The sequence below is a fragment of the Idiomarina sp. UBA3176 genome (assembly GCF_002364295.1).
Lineage (GTDB): Bacteria > Pseudomonadota > Gammaproteobacteria > Enterobacterales > Alteromonadaceae > Idiomarina > Idiomarina loihiensis.
Genome location: NZ_DEXU01000005.1, coordinates 68413 through 90558, shown reverse-complemented (window position 1 = coordinate 90558; position 22146 = coordinate 68413). Strand labels below are relative to the sequence as shown.

Annotated in this window: 19 protein-coding genes and 2 tRNA genes (1 of these 21 only partly in view); 18 read left to right on the top strand and 3 right to left on the bottom strand. The window is 46.8% G+C overall.

Annotated elements, in window-relative coordinates; genetic code table 11:
- Positions 1–24: 24 nt before the first annotated feature.
- Together recN and nadK are read right to left on the bottom strand one after the other, a co-directional pair.
- Positions 25–1689, bottom strand: coding sequence for a DNA repair protein RecN (gene recN / locus B2U97_RS02065; protein ID WP_286825007.1), 1665 nt, complete (start codon positions 1687–1689; stop codon positions 25–27).
- 80 nt (positions 1690–1769) lie between these two features.
- A complete protein-coding gene (gene nadK / locus B2U97_RS02060) occupies positions 1770–2648 on the bottom strand; it encodes an NAD(+) kinase (protein ID WP_286825005.1) in 879 nt (292 codons plus the stop codon).
- Positions 2649–2790: 142 nt separating this feature from the next.
- Here nadK and grpE point away from each other — a divergent pair, with 142 nt between their 5' ends.
- The 10 genes from grpE (at position 2791) to B2U97_RS02010 (ending at position 15568) form a co-directional block, all read left to right on the top strand.
- Positions 2791–3456 (top strand): nucleotide exchange factor GrpE, encoded by a 666-nt coding sequence (grpE, locus tag B2U97_RS02055; RefSeq protein WP_286825001.1) that lies wholly within the window; start codon positions 2791–2793, stop codon positions 3454–3456.
- 105 nt (positions 3457–3561) lie between these two features.
- Positions 3562–5490, top strand: coding sequence for a molecular chaperone DnaK (gene dnaK / locus B2U97_RS02050; protein WP_011234237.1), 1929 nt, complete (start codon positions 3562–3564; stop codon positions 5488–5490).
- Positions 5491–5592: 102 nt separating this feature from the next.
- A complete protein-coding gene (gene dnaJ, locus B2U97_RS02045; protein ID WP_272990728.1) occupies positions 5593–6747 on the top strand; it encodes a molecular chaperone DnaJ in 1155 nt (384 codons plus the stop codon).
- A 49-nt stretch (positions 6748–6796) separates the two neighbouring features.
- Positions 6797–7633, top strand: coding sequence for a M48 family metallopeptidase (locus tag B2U97_RS02040; RefSeq protein WP_272990730.1), 837 nt, complete (start codon positions 6797–6799; stop codon positions 7631–7633).
- 128 nt (positions 7634–7761) lie between these two features.
- The gene (locus B2U97_RS02035) at positions 7762–8994 is read left to right on the top strand and encodes a dicarboxylate/amino acid:cation symporter (protein ID WP_272990733.1); all 1233 of its coding nucleotides are present in this window, start codon (positions 7762–7764) and stop codon (positions 8992–8994) included.
- Complete coding sequence (gene dapB, locus B2U97_RS02030; RefSeq protein WP_286824988.1) at positions 8994–9800, top strand: 4-hydroxy-tetrahydrodipicolinate reductase; 807 nt, start codon at positions 8994–8996, stop codon at positions 9798–9800. Before B2U97_RS02035 ends, dapB begins: the two co-directional genes overlap by 1 nt.
- 158 nt (positions 9801–9958) lie before the next feature.
- Positions 9959–11104 carry a glutamine-hydrolyzing carbamoyl-phosphate synthase small subunit gene (carA, locus tag B2U97_RS02025; RefSeq protein ID WP_011234232.1) on the top strand — a complete coding sequence of 382 codons (1146 nt, stop codon included), beginning with the start codon at positions 9959–9961 and terminating at the stop codon, positions 11102–11104.
- 58 nt (positions 11105–11162) lie between these two features.
- Positions 11163–14387: a carbamoyl-phosphate synthase large subunit gene (gene carB / locus B2U97_RS02020; protein ID WP_110012623.1), complete on the top strand. Its 3225-nt coding sequence runs from the start codon at positions 11163–11165 to the stop codon at positions 14385–14387.
- A complete protein-coding gene (gene greA, locus B2U97_RS02015; RefSeq protein ID WP_011234230.1) occupies positions 14384–14860 on the top strand; it encodes a transcription elongation factor GreA in 477 nt (158 codons plus the stop codon). The genes carB and greA overlap by 4 nt, the downstream gene beginning before the upstream one ends.
- Before the next feature lie 159 nt (positions 14861–15019).
- Positions 15020–15568, top strand: coding sequence for a hypothetical protein (locus tag B2U97_RS02010; protein WP_011234229.1), 549 nt, complete (start codon positions 15020–15022; stop codon positions 15566–15568).
- On the opposite strand, the gene yhbY is transcribed toward B2U97_RS02010, so the two are convergent.
- Positions 15543–15839, bottom strand: a complete 297-nt coding sequence (gene yhbY, locus B2U97_RS02005) for a ribosome assembly RNA-binding protein YhbY (RefSeq protein WP_011234228.1) — start codon at positions 15837–15839, stop codon at positions 15543–15545. The genes B2U97_RS02010 and yhbY overlap by 26 nt on opposite strands.
- 91 nt (positions 15840–15930) lie before the next feature.
- On the opposite strand from yhbY, the gene rlmE reads away from it, so the two are divergent.
- The 8 genes from rlmE to B2U97_RS01965 form a co-directional block, all read left to right on the top strand.
- A complete protein-coding gene (gene rlmE / locus B2U97_RS02000) occupies positions 15931–16557 on the top strand; it encodes a 23S rRNA (uridine(2552)-2'-O)-methyltransferase RlmE (RefSeq protein WP_011234227.1) in 627 nt (208 codons plus the stop codon).
- Between the two features lie 41 nt (positions 16558–16598).
- Entirely contained in the window at positions 16599–18545 is a 1947-nt protein-coding gene (ftsH, locus tag B2U97_RS01995) for an ATP-dependent zinc metalloprotease FtsH (protein ID WP_011234226.1), read from the top strand.
- 70 nt (positions 18546–18615) lie between these two features.
- The gene (gene folP / locus B2U97_RS01990; RefSeq protein WP_011234225.1) at positions 18616–19431 is read left to right on the top strand and encodes a dihydropteroate synthase; all 816 of its coding nucleotides are present in this window, start codon (positions 18616–18618) and stop codon (positions 19429–19431) included.
- Complete coding sequence (gene glmM / locus B2U97_RS01985; protein WP_011234224.1) at positions 19428–20768, top strand: phosphoglucosamine mutase; 1341 nt, start codon at positions 19428–19430, stop codon at positions 20766–20768. The genes folP and glmM overlap by 4 nt, the downstream gene beginning before the upstream one ends.
- 87 nt (positions 20769–20855) lie before the next feature.
- The gene (gene tpiA / locus B2U97_RS01980; RefSeq protein WP_011234223.1) at positions 20856–21614 is read left to right on the top strand and encodes a triose-phosphate isomerase; all 759 of its coding nucleotides are present in this window, start codon (positions 20856–20858) and stop codon (positions 21612–21614) included.
- Between the two features lie 4 nt (positions 21615–21618).
- Positions 21619–21960, top strand: coding sequence for a preprotein translocase subunit SecG (gene secG, locus B2U97_RS01975; protein WP_011234222.1), 342 nt, complete (start codon positions 21619–21621; stop codon positions 21958–21960).
- Between the two features lie 6 nt (positions 21961–21966).
- Positions 21967–22053, top strand: a tRNA-Leu gene (locus tag B2U97_RS01970).
- A 75-nt stretch (positions 22054–22128) separates the two neighbouring features.
- Positions 22129–22146: transfer RNA gene (locus B2U97_RS01965), tRNA-Met, on the top strand; it runs 155 nt beyond the window's last position.

The window sequence follows — 22146 nt, the reverse complement described above, 5'->3', positions numbered from 1 at the left end:
CCCGAACGCCAGTATAGAACGAATTTAACTGGCGAGTAATTCTCTCGCGTTAGCTTTCGCCATGTCGGTGACCTTGTCGCCGCCCAATAAGCGTGCCAGCTCCACAACTCTTTGTTCTTTCGATAACGCAACCACTGCGGTTTCAGTTTCGGCTCCATCCGTTGACTTGCTCACTTGCAATTGTTGATGAGCTTTAGCCGCGACTTGTGGTAAGTGGGTAACACAAATAACCTGAGAGGTTTTCCCCAAAGCCTGAAGCATAGAACCCACTATTGATGCCGTAGGGCCACTGACGCCAACATCAACTTCATCAAACATCATGGTAGGAACCGTTTTCTGTGTTGCGGTCATCACCTGTATGGCAAGGCTAATTCGGGAAAGTTCACCCCCGGAAGCGACTTTATTCAGCGCCTGTATGGGTTGTCCCGGGTTGGTCGTGACCAGAAATTCGACCTCATCTGTACCCAGTCGGGTAGCCCGGGCGCTGGCATCATGTTCAACCTGAATAACAAAACGACCATGGGGCATATTCAACTCTTGCATCGAGCTGCTTATTTTTTGACTTAATTCCGCAGCTGCCTGCTCGCGGCTCGCGGAAAGCTTAAGGGAACTCTCACGGTAGATTTTTCGGGCCTGCTGCCGGTCTTCGTCAAGCTTCTCGGCTTGTTCACCGGCTTGCTCTAAATTATCAAGCTCATCTATTAGCTTTTTGTGTTGCTGGCTCAGTTCTGAGCCAGGTATCTGATGCTTCTTCGCTAGATGAATAGCGGCGCTTAAGCGGTCTTCTATAATCTGGAGTTCGCCCGGGTCGAGCTCTAAATCGTCCTGATACTGGCGTAATTCAAGTGCCGCTTCTTCAATGTGTACTTTCGCCTGTTGCAGTAACTGGTTAATAGGAGAGAGTGAGGTGTCCATATCTTCAGCTTCAGCTAAGCGCTGGCTGGCGGATTGAACCAGGCTTGATGCGTTATTGTGCTCTCCTTCGTAAAGAGCGTTTAAAGCAAACACGCCGGCTTCGAGTAAAACCTTGCTGTTACTTAAGCGTTTGTGTTTTTGCTCCAGTTCGTCGAATTCGCCATCAGCTAGCGCGAACTCATTCAGCTCATTAACCTGGTATTCAAGTAATTGACGCTGGGCTTCCAGTTCTTCTTTTTGTTGTTGATAGCTTTGGTATTGTTTCTCAACTGAAGCCCAGTTTTTATAGTCTTGCTGGACTTTGTCTAACAAGTGCTTATGGCGGGCGTAACTATCGAGTAGCGTTAATTGATGCTCCTCTTTTAACAATAATTGGTGTTCGTGCTGACCATGAATGTTGACCAACAGTGGTGCCAGAGATTTTTGCTGGCTGACAGGAACCGGTGTTCCGTTAATCCATGCTTTGGAGCGTCCGTCGCGCTGAATAACCCGGCGTAAAACGCAGTCATCATCAGCATCAAACTCATTCTCAGCTAACCATTGGTGAGCGGGGCTGGCATCTTCCAAAGCAAAAACGGCTGTAATTTCCGCTTTTTCCTGACCCGGACGAACCCAGTTGGCATCGGCCCGGCTACCCAGACAAAGGCTCAGGGCATCCAGAGCTATAGATTTACCGGCACCTGTTTCGCCGGTGATAGCGGTCATGCCGTTGTGAAATTCAATGTCTAACGATTTAACGACTGCAAAGTTGCGAATAGTTAATTGGGATAACATAGTCTTCGCTCCAATACTGTTGATATATACAGGTTATACAGTATTTATACAGTAGTTACGTTGAAAAGCAAGTATCTTGTTTAAAAAAGTCGGCTACCCCAGCCTAGTTTATTACGTAATACGTGATAGTAGTTGTGGTCAATAGGATGAATCATACGTAAGGCTTTAGGGTATTTTTTAATAATAACATCATCCCCGGGGTGTACTGTCATCCTGACATGTCCATCGCAACTGATTTGCAGTAAGTCATTGTCGAAAGCTGCTTTCAACCTGACTTCACTGTTACCGTCGACGACAATTGGCCGACTGCTTAAAGTATGGGGAAACATAGTCACTAGAGTCATTGCGTCCAGACCGGGATGCAAAATAGGGCCGCCGCCTGATAATGAATAGGCGGTAGAGCCGGTTGGAGTGGCGCAAATTAAACCATCAGAGCGTTGACTAAAGACAAAATGGTCGTTCACGTAGAGTTCAAACTCTATCATGTGCGCGACTTTGTCGGAGTGCAGGACAATTTCATTAATTGCTCTGCCGGTACCCGATGAACTGCCGTTGTTAATGACTTCGGCGGAGAGCAGGAAACGTTCTTCTACGTGGTAGTTTCCATTAAGTACAGACAACAAAGGCGTCATGACTTCGTCAGGGTCTAAGTCGGTTAAAAAGCCCAAATTACCGCGATTGACGCCGATAACACCGATATCATACTCACATAAGGCGCGGGCAGCACCGAGCATGTTGCCATCACCACCGACGACAATAGCAATTTCGGCCCATTCACCTAAGTCCGGCAGGCTCAGCGTCTCAACTTCTTCCGGCAGGTTTAATTGCTCCGCCGTACGTGCTTCCAGACACAGCGTAAAACCACGATGAATTAAAGCCGTGGTAATCGTTTCTAAAGTTAACTGGGTACCACGGTCGTCGGCTTTGCCGAGTAACCCAATCTTTGTAAAAGCGCTCATTAACGGGATCCTTATGCGTTCGTGTGCTTACGCTACGATGAGCAAGAAAATTTATCAAGTAAGAGAAATCCCCTTGAAAGAAAAAAACTTGCCCCCATTAATCCTGCAACCTTAATTTTAAACTGGTTAAAGAGAGTCACTTATGACCGATAAAAACGATTCGAAACAGAAAAACGAAGCGGCTAGTGAGCCGACTGTAGAGCAGCAAAAAGCTGAACAGGAAGCTGCACAGGCAGCGGAAGAGGCGTTGCAGCAGGACGTAGCAGCCGATGAAGCAGAAACTGCGGGACAGTCATCAGAGCAAACGGATCGCATTGCTGAGCTGGAATTAGCTTTAAGTAAAGCAGAAGCGAAAGTAAATGATCAACGCGACTCGGTACTACGCACCCAGGCTGAAATGGAAAATGTTCGTCGCCGGGCCAGTCAGGATGTTGAAAAAGCACATAAGTTTGCGCTGGAGAAGTTTGCTAATGAAATACTAACCTCTGTAGATAACCTGGAACGTGCTTTACAGCTGGCTGATAAAGAAGATGAAGCGAACAAAAACTTTGTAGAGGGGATTGAGCTTACCTATAAAAGTTTAACCTCAACTCTGGAAAAGTTCGGTGTAAAAGCAATTGGTGCAGAAGGCGAAGCCTTTAATCCGGATCAACACCAGGCCATGTCGATGCAGGAATCCGATGAGCATCCGAACAATACTATTATGGCGGTAATGCAAAAAGGCTACGAGCTGAATGGACGCCTGTTGCGTCCGGCAATGGTAATGGTTGCGCGTAACTCGAACTCGGGTGTGGATACAAAAGCGTAACAAAATCGAAAATTATCCCTGTGTTGGGTATTGAAATTCGAACATAGGCACCCCAGATAAGGGGTAACGAAACAAATTACATGAATCAGAAGTTGGAGACGAATCATGGGTAAAACGATTGGTATAGATTTAGGTACAACAAACTCTTGCGTTGCTGTACTGGATGGTGGCAAAGCTCGCGTTATTGAAAATGGCGAAGGCGACCGTACAACGCCGTCAGTAGTTGCATTTACTGACGATGGCGAAATTTTGGTCGGTTCACCGGCAAAACGCCAGGCAGTAACCAACCCAAATAAAACCTTATTTGCGATTAAGCGCCTAATTGGCCGTCGCTTTCAGGACGAAGAAGTACAGCGTGATATCGGTATTATGCCTTACAAAATTGTTAAGGCTGACAACGGTGACGCATGGGTAGAAATTGATGGTGACAAAAAAGCGCCACCACAAATTTCTGCGGAAGTCCTGAAAAAGATGAAAAAAACCGCCGAAGAATTTCTGGGCGAGAAAGTAACGGATGCGGTAATTACTGTACCGGCATACTTTAACGATGCTCAGCGTCAGGCAACAAAAGACGCCGGTAAAATCGCGGGTCTTAACGTCAAACGTATTATTAACGAGCCGACAGCCGCTGCTTTAGCATACGGTATGGACAAGAAGTCCGGCGACAACGTGATTGCGGTGTATGACTTAGGTGGTGGTACGTTCGATATCTCTATTATTGAGATTGACGAAGTTGAGGGTGAGCATACCTTCGAAGTACTGGCAACTAATGGTGATACACACTTAGGTGGTGAAGACTTTGATAACCGCTTAATCAACTACTTAGTTGAGCAGTTCCAAAAAGATCAGGGCATGGATTTGCGTAAAGATCCGCTGGCAATGCAGCGCTTAAAAGAAGCTGCAGAGAAAGCGAAAATTGAACTGTCATCTGCGCAGCAGACCGAAGTGAACTTGCCGTATATTACGGCGGACAACGCTGGTCCTAAGCACATGGCTATTAAAGTGACCCGTGCGAAGCTGGAATCACTGGTTGAAGATTTAATCAAGAAGTCGCTTGAGCCATTGAAACAGGCTTTAGCCGATGCTGATCTGTCTGTCAGCGACATTCAGGACATCATCATGGTCGGTGGTCAGACTCGTATGCCGAAAGTACAGGCTGCGGTAACGGACTTCTTCGGTAAAGAGCCACGCCGCGATGTGAACCCTGACGAAGCTGTTGCAGTGGGTGCTGCGGTTCAGGCTGGCGTATTGCAAGGTGATGTTAAAGACGTATTGTTGCTGGATGTTTGTCCTCTGTCGCTGGGTATCGAAACCATGGGCGGCGTAATGACGAAACTGATTGAGAAGAACACCACGATTCCGACTAAAGAATCGCAAACCTTCTCAACGGCTGAAGATAATCAGTCCGCGGTAACCATTCATGTTATTCAGGGTGAACGTAAACGCGCAGGGGATAACAAATCTCTGGGGCAGTTTAACCTGGAAGGCATTCGCGCAGCAGCTCGTGGTGTACCACAAATCGAAGTCACTTTTGACATTGATGCGGACGGCATTCTGCACGTATCAGCCAAAGATAAAGACACGGGTAAAGAGCAGAAGATTACTATCAAAGCTTCTTCTGGCCTGGATGAGTCTGAAGTCGATAAAATGGTTAAAGATGCTGAAGCCCATGCTGAAGAAGACAAGAAGTTTGAAGAAATGGTGCAGGCACGTAACCAGGCAGACGGTTTGGTTCACGCAACCCGTAATCAACTGAAAGAAGTTGGCGATGCCTTGTCTCAGGAAGACAAAGACGCGATTGAGAAAGCTTGTGAAGAACTTGAGCAAGCGTCTAAAGATGGTGATAAAGAAGCCATTGATGCGAAATCTCAGGCGTTGATGGAAGCATCACAGAAACTGATGGAAGCAGCTCAGCAGCAACAGGCACAACAAGGTGCTGAAGGTGCAGCTGGCGGTGAACAGCAGTCTTCCAAAGCGGATGATGATGTCGTTGATGCTGAATTTGAAGAAGTCAAAGACGACGATAAGAAGTAAGCATTAAGGCAACTTCGCAAAAGCACACGGGTGTTGCCGCAAGGTAATACCCGTGTATTTGTATCAGGCTGACAAACAGCACAGATAGAAGACGAAGAAATTATGGCGACGCAAGATTTTTATCAGGTTCTGGGCGTATCGAAAGACGCCAATGAACGTGACATTAAAAAAGCCTACAAACGTATGGCAATGAAGTATCACCCGGACAGAACCGAGGGTGATAAAGATATGGAAATTAAGTTTAAAGAGATTAAGCAGGCGTACGAAGTTCTTTCTGATCCTCAGAAACGCCAGATGTATGATCAATATGGGCATGAAGCTTTCGAACAGGCACGCCAGGGCGGAGCTGGCCATGGTGCAGGCGGATTCGGCGGTGGCGGTGCTGATTTTGCTGATATCTTTGGTGATGTCTTCGGTGATATTTTTGGCGGCGGCAGACGTCAGCAAGCCCGCGCGCAACGTGGCGCAGATTTGCGCTACAACCTGGATATGTCGCTGGAAGAAGCGGTTCGGGGTAAAACCGTTGAGCTAGAAATTCCAACGCTGGTAGAATGTCGCGACTGTAATGGTAGTGGTGCGAAAAAAGGTAGTAAGCCGCAAACCTGTGGTCATTGTCATGGCTCAGGTCAGATTCAGATGCGCCAGGGCTTTTTTGCCGTGCAGCAAACTTGTCCTCAATGTCGTGGAACCGGCACGATTATTAAAGATCCTTGTCGCACATGTCATGGTCATGGCCGTAAAGAAGAGATTAAAACCTTGTCGGTTAAAATTCCGGCGGGGGTAGATACCGGTGACCGCATTCGTTTAGCGAATGAAGGTGAAGCGGGCGAACATGGCGCACCGGCAGGTGATTTATACGTTCAGGTTCACGTACGGGAGCATCCTATTTTTGCCCGCGACGGCAATAATTTGTTCTGTGAAGTCCCTGTAAGCTTTACTAAAGCGGCTCTTGGTGGTGACATTGAGGTTCCAACTCTGGAAGGCAAAGTAAAACTGAAAGTGCCTAAAGAGACACAAACGGGTAAACATTTCCGGTTACGTGGTAAAGGCGTTAAGTCAGTTCGCACGGGTGAAGTCGGCGACCTGATTTGCAAAGTGGTGATTGAAACCCCTGTAAATCTGTCATCTAAACAGCGTGATATGTTGGAAGAGCTTGAAAATTCAATGGGTACCGGTGATGAAGCCGCAAAATTCCGACCCAAAGAAAAAGGTTTTTTCGACGGCGTGAAACAATTCTTTGATGACTTACGTAGCTAGATTGTCTATCACTATAGTAAGTGAGTGATTAAAAGGGCGGAGGCAGTCAATGAATTGGAAGACAATAGCGTTAAGTGCCTGTACGTTGGTTGTACTGGCCAGTTGTGCAAAATCTCCGACGGGACGCTCGCAGTTGCAACTTTATTCAAGTAGCGAATTGAATAAAATGGGGGCTGCCTCCTACGAAGAAATGCGCGAAGAACAGAAAATTAATGACGATGCTGAGGTCAATGCTTACGTGCGTTGTGTCAGCGATGCATTAATAGAAAATTTGCCAGGAAATTATAGTCAGATGGACTGGCAAGTTACTGTTTTTGCAGAGCCTACTGTCAATGCTTTCGCTCTGCCCGGTGGTTATATTGGCGTATACGACGGCCTGATAAAGGTTGCCGAAAACCAGCATCAGCTTGCTGCAGTTATTGGGCATGAAATTGGCCACGTTATTGCTGAGCACAGTAATGAACGCATCTCCAGCAACATGATGGTCGGGCTTGGCTTACAGCTTGGCGGTATTCTCGCCAGTACTCAACTGGACAACGATAAAGCCGGTTTATTAATGGCCGCGTTGGGCGTAGGAGCTCAGGTTGGTATCCTGCTGCCTTATTCACGCACTCATGAATCGGAGTCGGATGAATTGGGGATGGAATATATGGCTGACGCTGGCTTCAAACTGGAAGAGGCTCCTGAGCTTTGGCGTAATATGCAATCGGCCTCAGACGGTGAGTCGCCGCCCGAGCTGTTGTCAACTCACCCGAATCCCCAAACTCGGATTAAAGACCTTGAAGCGCTGATTCCGTCGTTGCAAGAGCGTTACTCTGCTGCTCGTGCCGCGGGGAATACGCCAGACTGTCAACGTCCGGCATCGGTTGGCAGTTCAGACAAATAAAGTAACAGAGGGAACAGCTCATTCCCTCTGCCTTTCAAAAGGTTATAACCTAGTTCAATTTATTCTTTTTGACCTTCTCTTTAACGTTTTACCCTAGCTCCCATTTTTTATAAAGCGGCTGGGGAATTATGTTTAATGCGTGGTTTGCAATTCCATTTTGGCAACGTGTTTTAGGTGCCTTTGTATTAGGCATGCTTATAGGTGGGCTGGCTCCCGAAGTTGGCGTTGCGCTTAAGCCTCTTGGTGATTTATTTATAAAAGCCATTAAGATGCTGGTCGCGCCGCTTATTTTTTGTGCCATTGTTAGTGCCATTACGGATTTGAATGATGGTAAGAAATTAGGTCGTTTGGGTGCTAAAACCATTGGCTTATTTATGCTGACTGCGGTGATTGCCAGTGCTATCGGCTTAACTCTGGCCAGTGTAATTGATATGAGCCCCGTAGCCACCTTGACCGCAACGGAGCAAAATGAAAAGCAAATTCCCGGCATCGCCCAAGTTTTTCTTAATTTTGTGCCGAGTAATCCTTTTGCTGCTTTAACCGAAGGTAATGTACTGCAAATCGTGGTTTTTGCTGCTTTGGTCGGTATTGCTATTCAGCGTTTAAAAGGCAAAGGTGAGCCTTTGCGTAAGACGATAAAATCAGGCGCTGAAGTCATGTATGAAATTACCCGTATGGTGTTGCAGTTAACGCCTGTTGGTGTACTTGGTTTAATGTCCTGGGTTATTGGTGAATACGGTTTTAGTACCTTACTGCCTTTGGCGAAATTTGTTGGCGTTATTTATTTGGCCTGTCTTATTCATATAGTCGTGATTTACGGCGGTTTAATTCGCACCGCAGGCGGTATGAGCCCCTGGCACTTCTTCAAAGCGATATTTGATGCACAGATTGTCGCCTTTACCACGTGCAGTTCATTCGGCTCTTTACCGGCAGCGCACCGGGCTGTCACCGAACGTTTGGGTGTCTCGAAGGATTACGCCAGCTTCGTTTTGCCTTTAGGCGCCACCATTAATATGGACGGTTGCGGTGGTATTTATCCGGCTGTTGCTTCTATTTTTATTGCGCAGCTCTACGGAATACCGTTAGAGTGGATGGATTACGGCTTGATCATGCTAACAGCAACGCTGGCTTCGGTCGGAACTGCGGGCGTACCGGGTACTGCTCTGGTAATGTTAACTGTTACTCTTAATGTTATTGGGTTGCCTTTAGAAGGCATTGCGTTTATCGCTGCTATTGACCGCATCATTGATATGGCCCGAACCCTGACTAATGTGACCGGCGATATGATGGTTTCTAGAGTTGTTGCGCGTAGTGAAAACCTGTTGCAGGATCAAACTCATTTAGCGACGGAGTCAAAATAATGATCAATGTGGGCGTATTCGGAGCCTCAGGCAGAATGGGACAAGCGGTTATTCAGGCTTTGGCGGACGATAACGAAGCTAAGCTGGGTGCAGCCATTGTCAGAAAAAGCAGTAACAGTTACGGCGACAGTGCGACAGAGAACGAGCCCGTTCATTTTGTTAGCGCCGACGAATTGCAGCCCGAGCAGGTTGATGTCCTTATTGATTTTTCTTTGCCTGAAGCACTCACTGAAAACCTGAAGCTTGCTGAACAATATCAATTACCTATTGTTGTTTGCACTACGGGGTTAAACGAAGAACAGAAAGAACGGCTGGCACAGGCAGCCGAGACTGTACCGGTATTGTATGCTAGTAATACCAGCATCGGCATCGCTTTGCTGGAACAGCTGGTTGGTATAAGCAGTGCAGCATTACCTAATGCCGACATTGAAATTTTTGAGGCGCATCACCGACACAAAAAAGACGGCCCGTCGGGAACTGCACTGAGTTTGGGACAGGCTGCAGCGAAAGGCCGACAGCAAAGCTGGGATCAGGTTAACGATGGTATTCGCGCTGATGGACTGCGCAGCGAAGAGGGTATAGGTTTTTCTGTAATGCGGGCAGCGGATATTATCGGTGAACATCAGGTTACGCTGGCGGTCGCGGGTGAACGAATTGAGATTGGACATCGTGTCAGCAATCGAAAAACTTTTGCCGACGGAGCCTTACGTGCCGCCAAATGGCTTGAAGAACAAGCGCCCGGTTCTTATAGCCTGCAGGACACCTTAAATTTGCAGGACATACTGCAACGCATGCTCAAGCAATAAATACTGCTGGACGATTTTCGTAATATTTCGTAGAATGGCGAGAATTTGCCTGAATCAGTCCGAAGGCCGGCGTGATTTGGCAAAACGCGCGGTTCAGGACGCAAGACGGGGAAGTCAAATTATTGATTTACCCGTTTTTTTATGTACGGAGGTTGCCCTTGAGTATTCTAGCGAGTCAATCCGCTAAACGAGCGATTCTGGTGCTTGCTGACGGGACCGTGTTTCGCGGAACCGCTATCGGAGCCGAAGGCTCTGCAGTCGGCGAAGTGGTCTTCAACACGGCCATGACAGGTTACCAGGAAATTCTTACTGACCCATCTTATACAGAACAAATCGTTACTCTCACTTATCCCCATATAGGCAATACCGGTATTAACTCTGAAGACGCAGAGTCTGATCAGGTTTGGGCGAAAGGACTTATCATTAGAGATTTGGCGATGAAAGCCAGCAATTTCCGTAGTGAAGAGACGCTAAGTGCTTACTTGCAACGTCACAACGTGGTAGGTATTGCCGATATTGATACGCGTCGTTTAACTCGCATTTTGCGCGAAAAAGGTGCGCAAAATGGCTGCATTATGGTTGGCGAGCTGGATGAAAATAAAGCCCAGGAACTGGCTCAGAAGTTTCCGGGTTTAAAGGGAATGGATCTTGCGAAAGAAGTTTGCTGCGATAAGCCTTATGACTGGCAGGGCGGTAGCTGGCAGCTGGGCGAAGGCCATACCAAACCAGAGCAGAATAAATACCATGTAGTCGCTTATGATTACGGTTGTAAACACAACATTCTGCGTTTGCTGGCTGACCGAAACTGTAAGATTACAGTCGTACCGGCTCAAACGTCGGCCGAGGATGTACTGGCATTAAAACCCGATGGGGTCTTCTTATCTAATGGCCCGGGCGACCCTGAGCCTTGTGATTATGCGATTACAGCAATCAAAGCCTTACTGGATAAAGAGATTCCAATTTTTGGTATTTGTCTTGGCCATCAGTTACTGGCTATTGCCAGTGGTGCGCACTCCATGAAAATGAAGTTTGGTCATCACGGTGCTAACCACCCGGTACAAGATTTAAAAACGAAACGGGTGATGATTACCAGCCAGAACCATGGCTTTGCCGTTGATGAGAAACAGTTGCCGGATAACCTGGAAGTGACTCACGTATCTTTGTTTGATGGAACACTGCAGGGTATTCGTCGTAAAGATAAGCCGGCCTTTAGTTTTCAGGGGCACCCCGAAGCAAGCCCGGGGCCGCACGATGCCAGTGAACTGTTTGACCAATTTATTGAATTGATGCAGGCCAAAGCCTGATTCGTCGAATGATATTCGATGCCGTCATCCGTAGCGAAAGGACAGATAGAGCGACTTTATGCCAAAACGTACCGACATTAAAAGCATTCTGATTCTGGGTGCAGGCCCTATTGTTATCGGCCAGGCCTGTGAGTTTGATTACTCCGGCGCTCAAGCGTGCAAAGCGCTGCGCGAGGAAGGTTACCGAGTCATTTTGGTTAATTCTAACCCTGCTACCATTATGACTGACCCAGAAATGGCCGATGCAACTTATATCGAGCCAATTCACTGGGAAGTAGTAGAGAAAATTATTGAGCGTGAGCGTCCGGATGCGGTGTTACCGACCATGGGTGGTCAAACCGCTTTGAACTGTGCGCTGGATTTAGATCGCCACGGTGTGCTGGAACGCTATAAGGTTGAAATGATTGGCGCTAATGCCGATGCGATTGATAAAGCGGAAAACCGTGATCGCTTTGATAAAGCAATGAAAGCGATTGGTCTGGAAACACCGAATGCTGAGATGGCTCATAGTCTTGATGAAGCCTTTGATGTGCTTAGCCGACTGGGTTTCCCTTGCATTATCCGACCGTCCTTCACTATGGGTGGCAGTGGCGGTGGTATTGCCTATAACCGTGAAGAGTTTGAAGAAATTTGTCGACGCGGTTTAGACCTCTCACCAACCAATGAGCTGCTAATTGATGAGTCATTACTGGGCTGGAAAGAGTACGAGATGGAAGTTGTGCGCGATAAAAGCGATAACTGCATCATTGTCTGTACCATTGAAAACTTCGATCCAATGGGGATTCATACCGGTGACTCGATAACCGTTGCTCCCGCTCAGACGTTAACCGATAAAGAATTCCAGCTAATGCGTGACGCGGCAATGGCCGTTCTGCGTGAAATTGGTGTAGAAACTGGAGGCTCTAACGTACAGTTTGGCGTTAACCCGGATACCGGGCGCATGGTCATTATTGAAATGAACCCACGGGTTTCCCGTTCATCGGCTTTGGCATCAAAAGCTACAGGCTTCCCAATTGCTAAGGTAGCAGCGAAACTGGCCGTTGGATACACGCTGGATGAACTGGAGAACGAGATAACCGGCGGCAAAACACCCGCGTCTTTTGAGCCTGCATTAGATTACGTGGTCACAAAAATACCGCGCTTTAACTTCGAAAAGTTTGCGAACTGCAATGACCGGTTGACCACGCAAATGAAGTCCGTTGGTGAAGTGATGGCTATTGGCCGTAACTTTCAGGAGTCGATGCAAAAAGCGCTGCGAGGGCTTGAGCTTGGTGCCTCGGGTTTTGACCCTATTGTGGACTTAGAAGCTAAAGATGCTCGTTCAAAAGTTATCCGTGAATTAAAAGAACCGGGTGCAGAGCGTATTTGGTACATCGCTGACGCTTTTCGCTTAGGTATGACGGTACGCGAAGTCTTTGAGTTAACGCGTATAGACGAGTGGTATCTGATTCAGATTGAAGAGCTTGTAGACCTTGAAAAAGAGGTTGATGAACTTGGTTTAGCCGGGCTCACCGCAGACGTTATGACGGTGTTGAAACGTCGTGGCTTTGCCGACTCCCGTATAGCCGATGTTCTGCATGTGAGTGAAGCAGAAGTTCGTAAAAAGCGTTATAAGTATAAAATTCATCCCGTTTATAAACGTGTTGATACCTGTGCGGCTGAATTCGCCTCTGGCACAGCTTACATGTATTCAAGCTACGATGAAGAATGCGAAGCAGCGCCGACGGACAATGACAAAATTATGGTTATTGGTGGCGGACCAAACCGTATAGGGCAGGGCATTGAGTTCGATTATTGCTGTGTGCATGCGTCGTTGGCGCTGCGTGAAGACGGTTATGAAACCATTATGGTGAACTGTAACCCGGAAACAGTGTCTACCGACTATGACACATCAGATCGTCTATACTTTGAGTCTATTACTCTTGAAGATGTCCTCGAAATTGTTCGTATTGAAAAGCCTAAAGGGGTTATTGTGCAATACGGTGGCCAGACTCCGTTGAAGCTGGCGCGTGAGCTTGAGGCTAATGGTGTTCCAATTATAGGTACTTCGCCTGACGCTATTGACAGAGCAGAAGACAGAGCGCGCTTTCAGACTGCCGTGCGTCGACTGGGATTAAAACAGCCAGAGAATTCGACAGTAACAGGCTTTAACGAAGCTTTGACTGAAGCTAAACGTATTGGTTATCCGTTAGTTGTTCGTCCATCCTATGTTCTGGGTGGAAGAGCTATGGAAATTGTTTATGACGAAGCGGACTTGCAACGTTATCTGACTGACGCGGTCAAAGTGTCAAATGACGCGCCTGTGCTGCTGGATCGTTTCCTTGATAACGCGATAGAAGTTGACGTTGATGCTATCTGCGATGGTACCGACGTTCTGATTGGCGGCATTATGCAGCATATCGAGGAAGCCGGGGTTCACTCGGGTGACTCTGCGTGTTCATTGCCTCCGTATTCATTGAGTGACATTATTCAGGCTCAATTACGTGAACAAATGCGTAAGTTAGCTTTTGAATTGAATGTGAACGGCTTGATGAATGCTCAGTTTGCGGTTAAAGATGATGAAATTTATCTTATTGAGGTAAACCCAAGAGCTGCGAGAACCGTTCCTTTTGTTTCTAAAGCGACAGGTGTGCCGTTAGCCAAAGTGGCAGCTCGGGTAATGGTTGGCCAGTCATTGCAAGAGCAGGGCTATGTAAAAGAAATTATTCCACCGTATTACTCGGTGAAAGAAGTGGTCATTCCTTTTGCTAAGTTCCAGGGGGTCGACCCTATTCGCGGACCTGAAATGCGCTCAACTGGCGAAGTTATGGGTGTGGGTGAAAGCTTTGAAGAAGCTTATGCAAAAGCCAACCTGGGTGCCGGCGAAGCGCTGGCTAAAAAAGGTAAAGCACTCATTTCTGTAAAAGACAGTGATAAGCAACGTCTGATGGACTTAGCCCGAGGCTTATTGGCTTTAGGCTTTAGTTTAGAAGCGACGCGCGGTACAGCGAAAATGCTTGGTGAAGAAGGTATTGACTGCAGTATTGTAAATAAATTGCAAGAAGGCCGTCCAAATATTGTTGATGCGATTAAAAACGGCGAATATTGCTATATTATAAATACAGTAGAAGGCCGTCAGGCGATTGAAGACTCGGTCTATATTCGCCGCGAAGCACTATTGAATAAAGTTATTTACACCACAACATTGAATGCTGCGTTTGCGACAGTGAAAGCAAATACAGCGGATGATCGGGCTCGGGTGAGCTCGGTACAAGAATTACATAAAAGGGTATCGTTAATATGAACCAGATTCCAATGACGGAACATGGCGCGCAATTATTACGTGATGAGCTTAAACGTTTAAAAACGGTAGAGCGTCCGCGCATTGTTGAAGCTATTGCTGATGCTCGCGAGCATGGTGATTTAAAAGAAAATGCGGAATATCATGCAGCGCGTGAACAGCAAGGTTTTTGCGAAGGCCGTATTCAGGAAATTGAATCCAAGCTTTCCAACGCGCAGATCATTGATGTAACTAAGGTACCAAATAACGGCAAAGTTATTTTTGGTTCCACAGTCACCGTTTACAACACGAAAACGGACGAAGAAGTTACTTATAAAATTGTGGGTGACGACGAAGCGGATATTAAATCAAACTTAATTTCTGTGAATTCACCCATTGCGCGTGCACTTATTGGTAAAGAAATTGATGATATTGCGACAGTGACGACACCTAATGGTGAAGTTGAATACGAGGTTGTTGCAGTACAATATAAGTAATATCAACAATGAGTGTATAAAAGGCTGGAAACGGAAGTTTACCAGCCTTTTTCTTTTTATTTTCTTTTGAAACGCATTTCTGTTTGTTTTTTATACGGTCTATTGTATAGTTTGCTCTTATCTTTTTTTCTAACATTAAATTTACAAGAGAAGATGACAATGGACAAGGAACAGTCGCTATCATTTAACACTTTTCAGCATACGCCCCTTGATGAACTTAGCGTCACGGAGTGCTTCGAACGTTTAAAGCTCATTTCACAAAAGGCAACTTATAAAGATGTTTCTGTGTGGTTAGGCCGCAACGCCAACGACTATGCCAACTGGAAACGTAGTAACAAATTACCTTTCGCCGAAATTATTCGGAAACTACTGCAAGAAAGAATTTCTCTTAACTGGTTTTTCGCTCCGGGTTATACCTTGCACGAACCCAGCTACGCTTATACTCAGGGCGATTACGTTAAGAGCAGCGTGGTAGAGGAAGAACGCAAACGGCGAATTGAGTTTTTAAAAGCGCACAAAAAGATAGAGCCGCTATTGAAAGCCTACGGGCTGCAAGATGATGAACAATGTATGACTTTGATGCTGGATGCGTATTTTTCCACTACAGATAAGTGGATGGAAAAATCGCAGGCATTAGAGTTAGTCGCAAAAGCATTAGCTCTTAAGCCTGCGATTCAAAGAATTACCCGCGAGGAAGACGAATCTTAGGTTCTTCTGCAGCACGGTATATCACTTGTGTTTTACCGATAATTTGCACTTCAGCGGCACCGGTTTCATGTACAATGGTTGCCATAATTTGCTTTCTGAGCTCGCGATCTTCTTCCGGAACTTTTATTTTAATCAGTTCATGGTGGTCAAGTGCTTGCTCAATTTCTGCAAGAACACCTTCAGTAAGGCCGTTAGCCCCCAGTAGTACGACGGGTTTAAGCGGATGTGCTAAACCTTTTAAATGCTGTTTTTGCTTATTACTTAATGACATTCGATAATATCCGTTTTAGAGCTTGATTTTTTAACATTGTAACGCCAGATCAGGTATTCAGGCCAGACAATTAAGGAAACTTCGTTAAATCATGGGAAAAAAACGCAGTGTGAGTAGTCAGCGCTGGCTGAAAGAACATTTTGACGATCAGTTTGTCCAAAAAGCACAGAAGAAGGGATTACGCTCCCGCGCTGTTTTTAAATTGGAAGAAATACAAAAACGGGACAAACTGATCAAAAAAGGTCAAACCGTCGTTGATTTAGGAGCAGCCCCAGGTGGGTGGTCACAGTATGTGGCCGACTACTTTAACGGCGATGGTCAAATCATTGCTTGTGATATTTTAGCGATGGACCCAATCGCCGGAGTCGATTTTCTTCAGGGAGATTTTCGTGAAGAATCGGTACTGGAGGCTTTATTAGAGCGTATTGGTGGTAAAAATGTGGATGTGGTGCTGTCTGACATGGCACCTAATATGAGCGGTAATGGCACGGTAGACCAAGCGCGTTCTATGTACTTGGTAGAGCTGGCGCTGGACATGTGCCATCAGGTTTTGAAACCAGGCGGAAGTTTTGCCGTCAAAGTGTTTCAGGGGCAAGGTTTTGAATCTTTTCTGAAAGATGTACGAGCAGCGTTTAATGATGTGAAAACGAGAAAACCAGAGTCCTCAAGAGCACGTTCGAGAGAGGTCTACTTGGTAGCGACAGACTATAAACTGTAGTACCCTGTTGGGTAGTTGATTTTTAATAGAGGTAATAGGCTTTGAGCGATATGGCAAAGAATCTCATCTTGTGGCTTGTAATAGCCGTCGTACTGATGAGCGTTTTTCAGAGCTTCAGTCCGAGCGGAACGTCATCATCAACCATGGTATACAGCGAATTTGTATCTCAGGTTAATAATGGCAACATTCGTCGTGCTGAATTTGGTGATGATGGACGCACTATTTCAGGTATGACTCGCAATGGTCAATCTTATAAAACCGTTGTACCAACTCAATATGATCCAAAAATTCTGGATGATTTGTTGGCAAACGATGTAGAAACACAAGGTACTCCGCCAGAAGAGCAGAGTATTCTGGCATCTATCTTTATTTCGTGGTTCCCGATGCTGTTGCTAATCGGTGTATGGATATTCTTCATGCGTCAGATGCAGGGCGGTGGCGGCCGTGGGGCTATGTCGTTTGGTAAAAGCAAAGCCAAGCTAATGAATGAAGAGCAATCAAAAACAACCTTCAAAGACGTAGCCGGTTGTGATGAGGCCAAAGAAGAAGTCTCAGAGCTTGTGGATTATCTGAAAGACCCTTCTAAGTTTCAGCGTCTGGGTGGCAAAATACCGAAAGGCGTTCTTATGGTCGGCCCTCCGGGTACGGGTAAAACCCTGCTGGCAAAAGCTATTTCGGGCGAAGCAAAAGTACCGTTCTTCAGCATTTCCGGTTCAGACTTCGTTGAGATGTTTGTTGGTGTCGGTGCTTCCCGTGTTCGTGACATGTTTGAACAAGCGAAAAAATCTGCGCCATGCATTATCTTTATTGATGAGCTTGATGCCGTGGGTCGCCAACGTGGTGCCGGACTAGGTGGTGGCCACGATGAACGTGAGCAGACATTGAACCAAATGTTGGTTGAAATGGATGGCTTTGAAGGTAATGAAGGCATTATCGTTATTGCCGCTACTAACCGTCCAGATGTCTTAGATCCTGCATTATTGCGTCCCGGCCGCTTTGACCGTCAGGTTATCGTTGGTTTACCGGATGTTCGTGGTCGTGAGCAGATTCTTAAAGTGCACATGCGTAAAGTACCATTAGGTGATGACGTTAAACCGTCAGTGATTGCTCGTGGTACACCCGGCTTTTCTGGTGCGGACTTAGCGAACTTAGTTAACGAAGCTGCGCTATTTGCTGCCCGGGGCGACAAGCGTGTCGTTTCAATGGAAGAATTTGATAAAGCAAAAGACAAGATCATGATGGGTGCAGAGCGCCGCTCAATGGTTATGACGGATGATGAAAAAGCGATGACCGCTTACCACGAAGCCGGCCACGCCATTGTTGGCCGCCTTGTGCCAGAACATGATCCAGTCTACAAAGTATCGATTATTCCACGAGGCCGCGCACTGGGTGTTACCATGTATCTGCCAGAGCAGGATCGTGTCAGCCACAGTAAACAGCATCTTGAAAGTATGATTTCAAGCTTGTTCGGTGGACGTCTTGCAGAAGCCATTATTTATGGTAACGATAAAGTGACCACCGGCGCCTCTAACGACATTGAACGTGCAACTGAAATTGCTCGTAAAATGGTTACCCAGTGGGGACTGTCGGAGAAAATGGGGCCGTTGCTGTACGCCGAAGATGAAAATGAAGTGTTCCTCGGTCGCTCGGTAACCCAGCACAAGCACATGTCAGATGACACTGCGCGCGCTATTGATGAAGAAGTGAAGTCAGTTATCGACCGTAATTATCAGCGAGCGAAAAAGCTGCTGGAAGAAAACGAAGATATTTTGCATTCAATGAAGGACGCATTAGTTCGCTATGAAACTATTGATGCCGACCAAATTGATGACTTGATGAACCGTCGCGATGTTCGTCAGCCAAAAGACTGGGATGACAGAGACAGTGGTGGTAACGATTCTGACGGTGGGGCTGCTAAGGCAGAGAACACCGAAGAACGTCCGGACCGCCCCATTAATGTTGATAAACCCGGGGATGCAACTTCTTAACGTTGATTCTTTTAAAAAGCCACCGCGAGGTGGCTTTTTTGTAGGACACAGTTATTAGCGGAGCTAAGCCATGCCGAAAAATCCAAAGCCGTTGCGAGTTATGGGAATTGTTAATGTCACTCCGGACTCATTTTCAGACGGGGGGGAGTACAACCACCTAAATGATGCAATAGACCACGTTGCACAGCTGATCAAAGACGGCGCTGACATTGTGGACATTGGTGGGGAGTCAACCCGCCCTGGTGCTTATTCGGTTGCTGAACAGGAAGAGTTGGACAGAGTTGTTCCTTTGGTAAAGGCGGTAAGAGACCGTTTTGATGTTGCTATTTCGGTGGACACAACCAAACCCCAAGTCATGACAGAGTCGATAGAAGTTGGCGCCAATATAATTAATGATGTGAATGCCTTGCGTGAGAAAGGTGCTCTGGAAGCGCTGGCAGCGACAAACGCAGAAGTGTGTCTGATGCACATGCAGGGTGAGCCACGAAGTATGCAGCACAACCCTAATTATGATGATGTTGTTTGCGACGTTAAGACTTTTTTGCAAGAGCGTGTTATAGCGTGTGAAAAAGCGGGTATCGAACGCGAGAGGATTTGGTTGGATCCTGGTTTTGGTTTTGGCAAGTCGCAGCGACATAACTACCAGTTATTGCAACGTTTGCAGGCGTTTCACGAATTACAGTTGCCGTTATTGGTGGGAATGTCGCGAAAAAGCATGATAGGTCATGTTACTGGACGTGAAGTAAAAGATCGCTTAGCAGGCAGTTTAGCGGCTGCAACCATTGCAGCAATGAAAGGAGCACGTATAATTCGCGTTCATGATGTTAAGGAGACAGTTGATGCGATGAAAGTGGTTGCAGCAACTATAGAAGGAGAACACCTTTGAGTGAGCGTAAATATTTCGGCACTGATGGCGTGCGCGGACGTGTCGGGCAATTCCCGATAACCCCTGAATTTGCCGTAAAGCTTGGCTGGGCCGCTGGGCGTGTACTAGCCGCTAAGGGTACCAGTCGCGTATTAGTGGGCAAAGACACCCGGGTTTCTGGTTATATGCTTGAGTCAGCACTGGAGGCTGGTTTAGCCGCTGCTGGTGTTGGCGTGGACTTCTTAGGTCCTATGCCCACTCCCGGAATTGCTTATCTTACACGCACGTTCAGAGCTGCTGCCGGAATCGTGATTAGCGCCTCTCATAACCCATATTATGATAATGGTATTAAGTTTTTTGCTGATAACGGACACAAGCTTCCTGACGCGGTTGAGCTGGAAATTGAACGTTTGTTAGACGAGCCTATGGACTGCGTTATTTCCGAAGAGTTAGGGCGGGCAAAACGCATTAATGATGCCGCAGGACGTTATATTGAGTTTTGTAAAAGCGTATTCCCCAACGAAATGACGCTGGAAGGGCTTCACATCGTGGTTGACTGCGCCCATGGCGCTACTTACCACATTGCGCCTAATGTGCTTCGGGAACTTGGTGCTGAAGTGACCGAAATAGGCACGCAGCCCAATGGACTGAATATTAATAAAGAGTGTGGTGCAACGCACTTAACGGCATTGCAGAATAAAGTGCTGGAAACCAAAGCCGACCTTGGCATAGCGCTTGACGGTGATGGCGATCGTATCATGATGGTGACTGAAAACGGACGCCCCATTGATGGCGACGAAATTCTTTATATGCTCGCTGTTACTGCGCAGAATCAGGGACAGCTTCAGGGCGGGGTTGTTGGTACTTTGATGACCAACTTTGCTTTGGAGAAGGAGCTGGATAAACGGCGTATTCCATTCGTTCGGGCGAAAGTCGGCGACCGCTATGTTATTGAGGAACTGGTTAAGCGTGACTGGTATCTGGGGGGAGAGAACTCCGGCCATGTTATAAACCGTCAGCATCACACTACTGGGGACGGCATTATAGCTGGCCTGCAGGTGTTGGCAGCTATGTATCAGGAACAAAAGTCTCTGGAGAAACTGAGCTGCGACTTTCATAAGCTGCCGCAAGTACTTATTAATGTCCGCTTTGAGAGCGATAAACAGCCGCTGGAATCAGAAAATGTGAAAAGCGTTGTTCGTGAAGTTGAGAGCGCTTTAGCAGGCACTGGTCGGGTCTTATTACGTAAGTCTGGCACTGAACCTTTAATTCGCGTAATGGTCGAGGGTGAGAACGAAGCTAAGGTAAAAGCCTTTGCTCAGCAAATTGCGAACGAGGTCGAAGCGGCTACAAATTAAACAGTTAGCGGATAGTGGTGAAAATCTCGCTTGTAAGTTGGCGAGTGTTTCGCTACTATTCCCGCGCTCTGGAGTAGAGGACAAACTATGCCTAATGCATCACTAGTGATTGCAAATTGGAAAATGAACGGAAATCGCGAGCTAACGAAAACAATGTCGGCGGCTTTGCGGGAAAAACTTAATCAGCTTCAGCAAGTTAAGTTAGTCATTTGTCCTCCGTTCACCCTTATTGGCGAGCTGGCTAATCAATGTTATTACGATGACATTGCCATTGGTGCTCAGAATGTATCTGAACACACTGGTGGTGCCTTTACCGGCGAAATCTCAACCGCACAGCTACAAGAGTTTGGTGTTAGCTATGTGTTAGTGGGACATTCAGAACGTCGGCAGCTGTTCGCAGAAACCGACAAAATGGTGAATGAGAAAGCCTTGGCTACGGTTAATGCCGGTATGACAGCGGTGATTTGTGTTGGTGAGAATAAAGCACAACGCGATGAGGGAAACACCTGGGAAGTTGTAGCACAGCAAGCGCAAGCGGCTTTAGCTGATCTTCCTAAGGAGCAAGCCGGTAAAATTGTTTTGGCCTATGAGCCTGTTTGGGCAATTGGTACTGGAGAAACGGCTTCACCAGAACAAGCACAGGACGTTCATGCAAAATTAAGAGCGTTACTGGTAGAGCAATTTGGCGCGATTGGTGAGAAAATGCCGTTATTGTACGGCGGCTCAGTTAAAGCTGACAACGCTGCCGAATTATTTGCGCAAAAAGACATTGATGGCGGCCTGATAGGTGGCGCAAGTCTGAAAGAATCAGATTTTGTTGCTATTTGCCAAGCTGCTCAAGGGTAAAATTATGTACGAAATTTTGATGATCGCATTTCTCGTTGTCGCTTTGGTCTTAATTGGCTTTATTATGCTGCAACAAGGCAAAGGCGCAGACATGGGCGCATCTTTTGGCTCAGGCGCATCGAACACTGTTTTTGGTTCATCAGGTTCAGGTAACTTCCTGACCCGGGCAACAGCCGGGTTAGCGGTAGTGTTTTTCATTCTGAGCCTGGTGTTGGGTAACTTATCGACCTCTACTGATGAGTCGTCAAATGACTTCTCAGACCTTTCAGTTCCGGCTGAAGAGCAAGAGTTACCTCCAGCGGATGATAAGTCAGAGTCTGAATCTGAAGTGCCGCCAATTGACTAAGATTTTGCAGAAGTGGTGGAATTGGTAGACACGCTACCTTGAGGGGGTAGTGCTCTTACGGGCGTGCGGGTTCAAGTCCCGCCTTCTGCACCAAAATTAGCTCTCTGATTGTTGCCTCAGAGGTTGAAAATAAACGAAAAATACGTATAATGTGCAACAAGTTTCGGACGCGGGGTGGAGCAGTCT

Excerpts from the sequence above, each read along its gene's own strand:
- recN (WP_286825007.1), bottom strand. The coding sequence starts at position 1,689 with ATGTTATCCCAATTAACTATTCGCAACTTTGCAGTCGTTAAATCGTTA.
- nadK (WP_286825005.1), bottom strand. The coding sequence starts at position 2,648 with ATGAGCGCTTTTACAAAGATTGGGTTACTCGGCAAAGCCGACGACCGT.
- grpE (WP_286825001.1), top strand. The coding sequence starts at position 2,791 with ATGACCGATAAAAACGATTCGAAACAGAAAAACGAAGCGGCTAGTGAG.
- dnaK (WP_011234237.1), top strand. The coding sequence starts at position 3,562 with ATGGGTAAAACGATTGGTATAGATTTAGGTACAACAAACTCTTGCGTT.
- dnaJ (WP_272990728.1), top strand. The coding sequence starts at position 5,593 with ATGGCGACGCAAGATTTTTATCAGGTTCTGGGCGTATCGAAAGACGCC.
- B2U97_RS02040 (WP_272990730.1), top strand. The coding sequence starts at position 6,797 with ATGAATTGGAAGACAATAGCGTTAAGTGCCTGTACGTTGGTTGTACTG.
- B2U97_RS02035 (WP_272990733.1), top strand. The coding sequence starts at position 7,762 with ATGTTTAATGCGTGGTTTGCAATTCCATTTTGGCAACGTGTTTTAGGT.
- dapB (WP_286824988.1), top strand. The coding sequence starts at position 8,994 with ATGATCAATGTGGGCGTATTCGGAGCCTCAGGCAGAATGGGACAAGCG.
- carB (WP_110012623.1), top strand. The coding sequence starts at position 11,163 with ATGCCAAAACGTACCGACATTAAAAGCATTCTGATTCTGGGTGCAGGC.
- greA (WP_011234230.1), top strand. The coding sequence starts at position 14,384 with ATGAACCAGATTCCAATGACGGAACATGGCGCGCAATTATTACGTGAT.
- B2U97_RS02010 (WP_011234229.1), top strand. The coding sequence starts at position 15,020 with ATGGACAAGGAACAGTCGCTATCATTTAACACTTTTCAGCATACGCCC.
- yhbY (WP_011234228.1), bottom strand. The coding sequence starts at position 15,839 with ATGTCATTAAGTAATAAGCAAAAACAGCATTTAAAAGGTTTAGCACAT.
- rlmE (WP_011234227.1), top strand. The coding sequence starts at position 15,931 with ATGGGAAAAAAACGCAGTGTGAGTAGTCAGCGCTGGCTGAAAGAACAT.
- folP (WP_011234225.1), top strand. The coding sequence starts at position 18,616 with ATGCCGAAAAATCCAAAGCCGTTGCGAGTTATGGGAATTGTTAATGTC.
- tpiA (WP_011234223.1), top strand. The coding sequence starts at position 20,856 with ATGCCTAATGCATCACTAGTGATTGCAAATTGGAAAATGAACGGAAAT.
- secG (WP_011234222.1), top strand. The coding sequence starts at position 21,619 with ATGTACGAAATTTTGATGATCGCATTTCTCGTTGTCGCTTTGGTCTTA.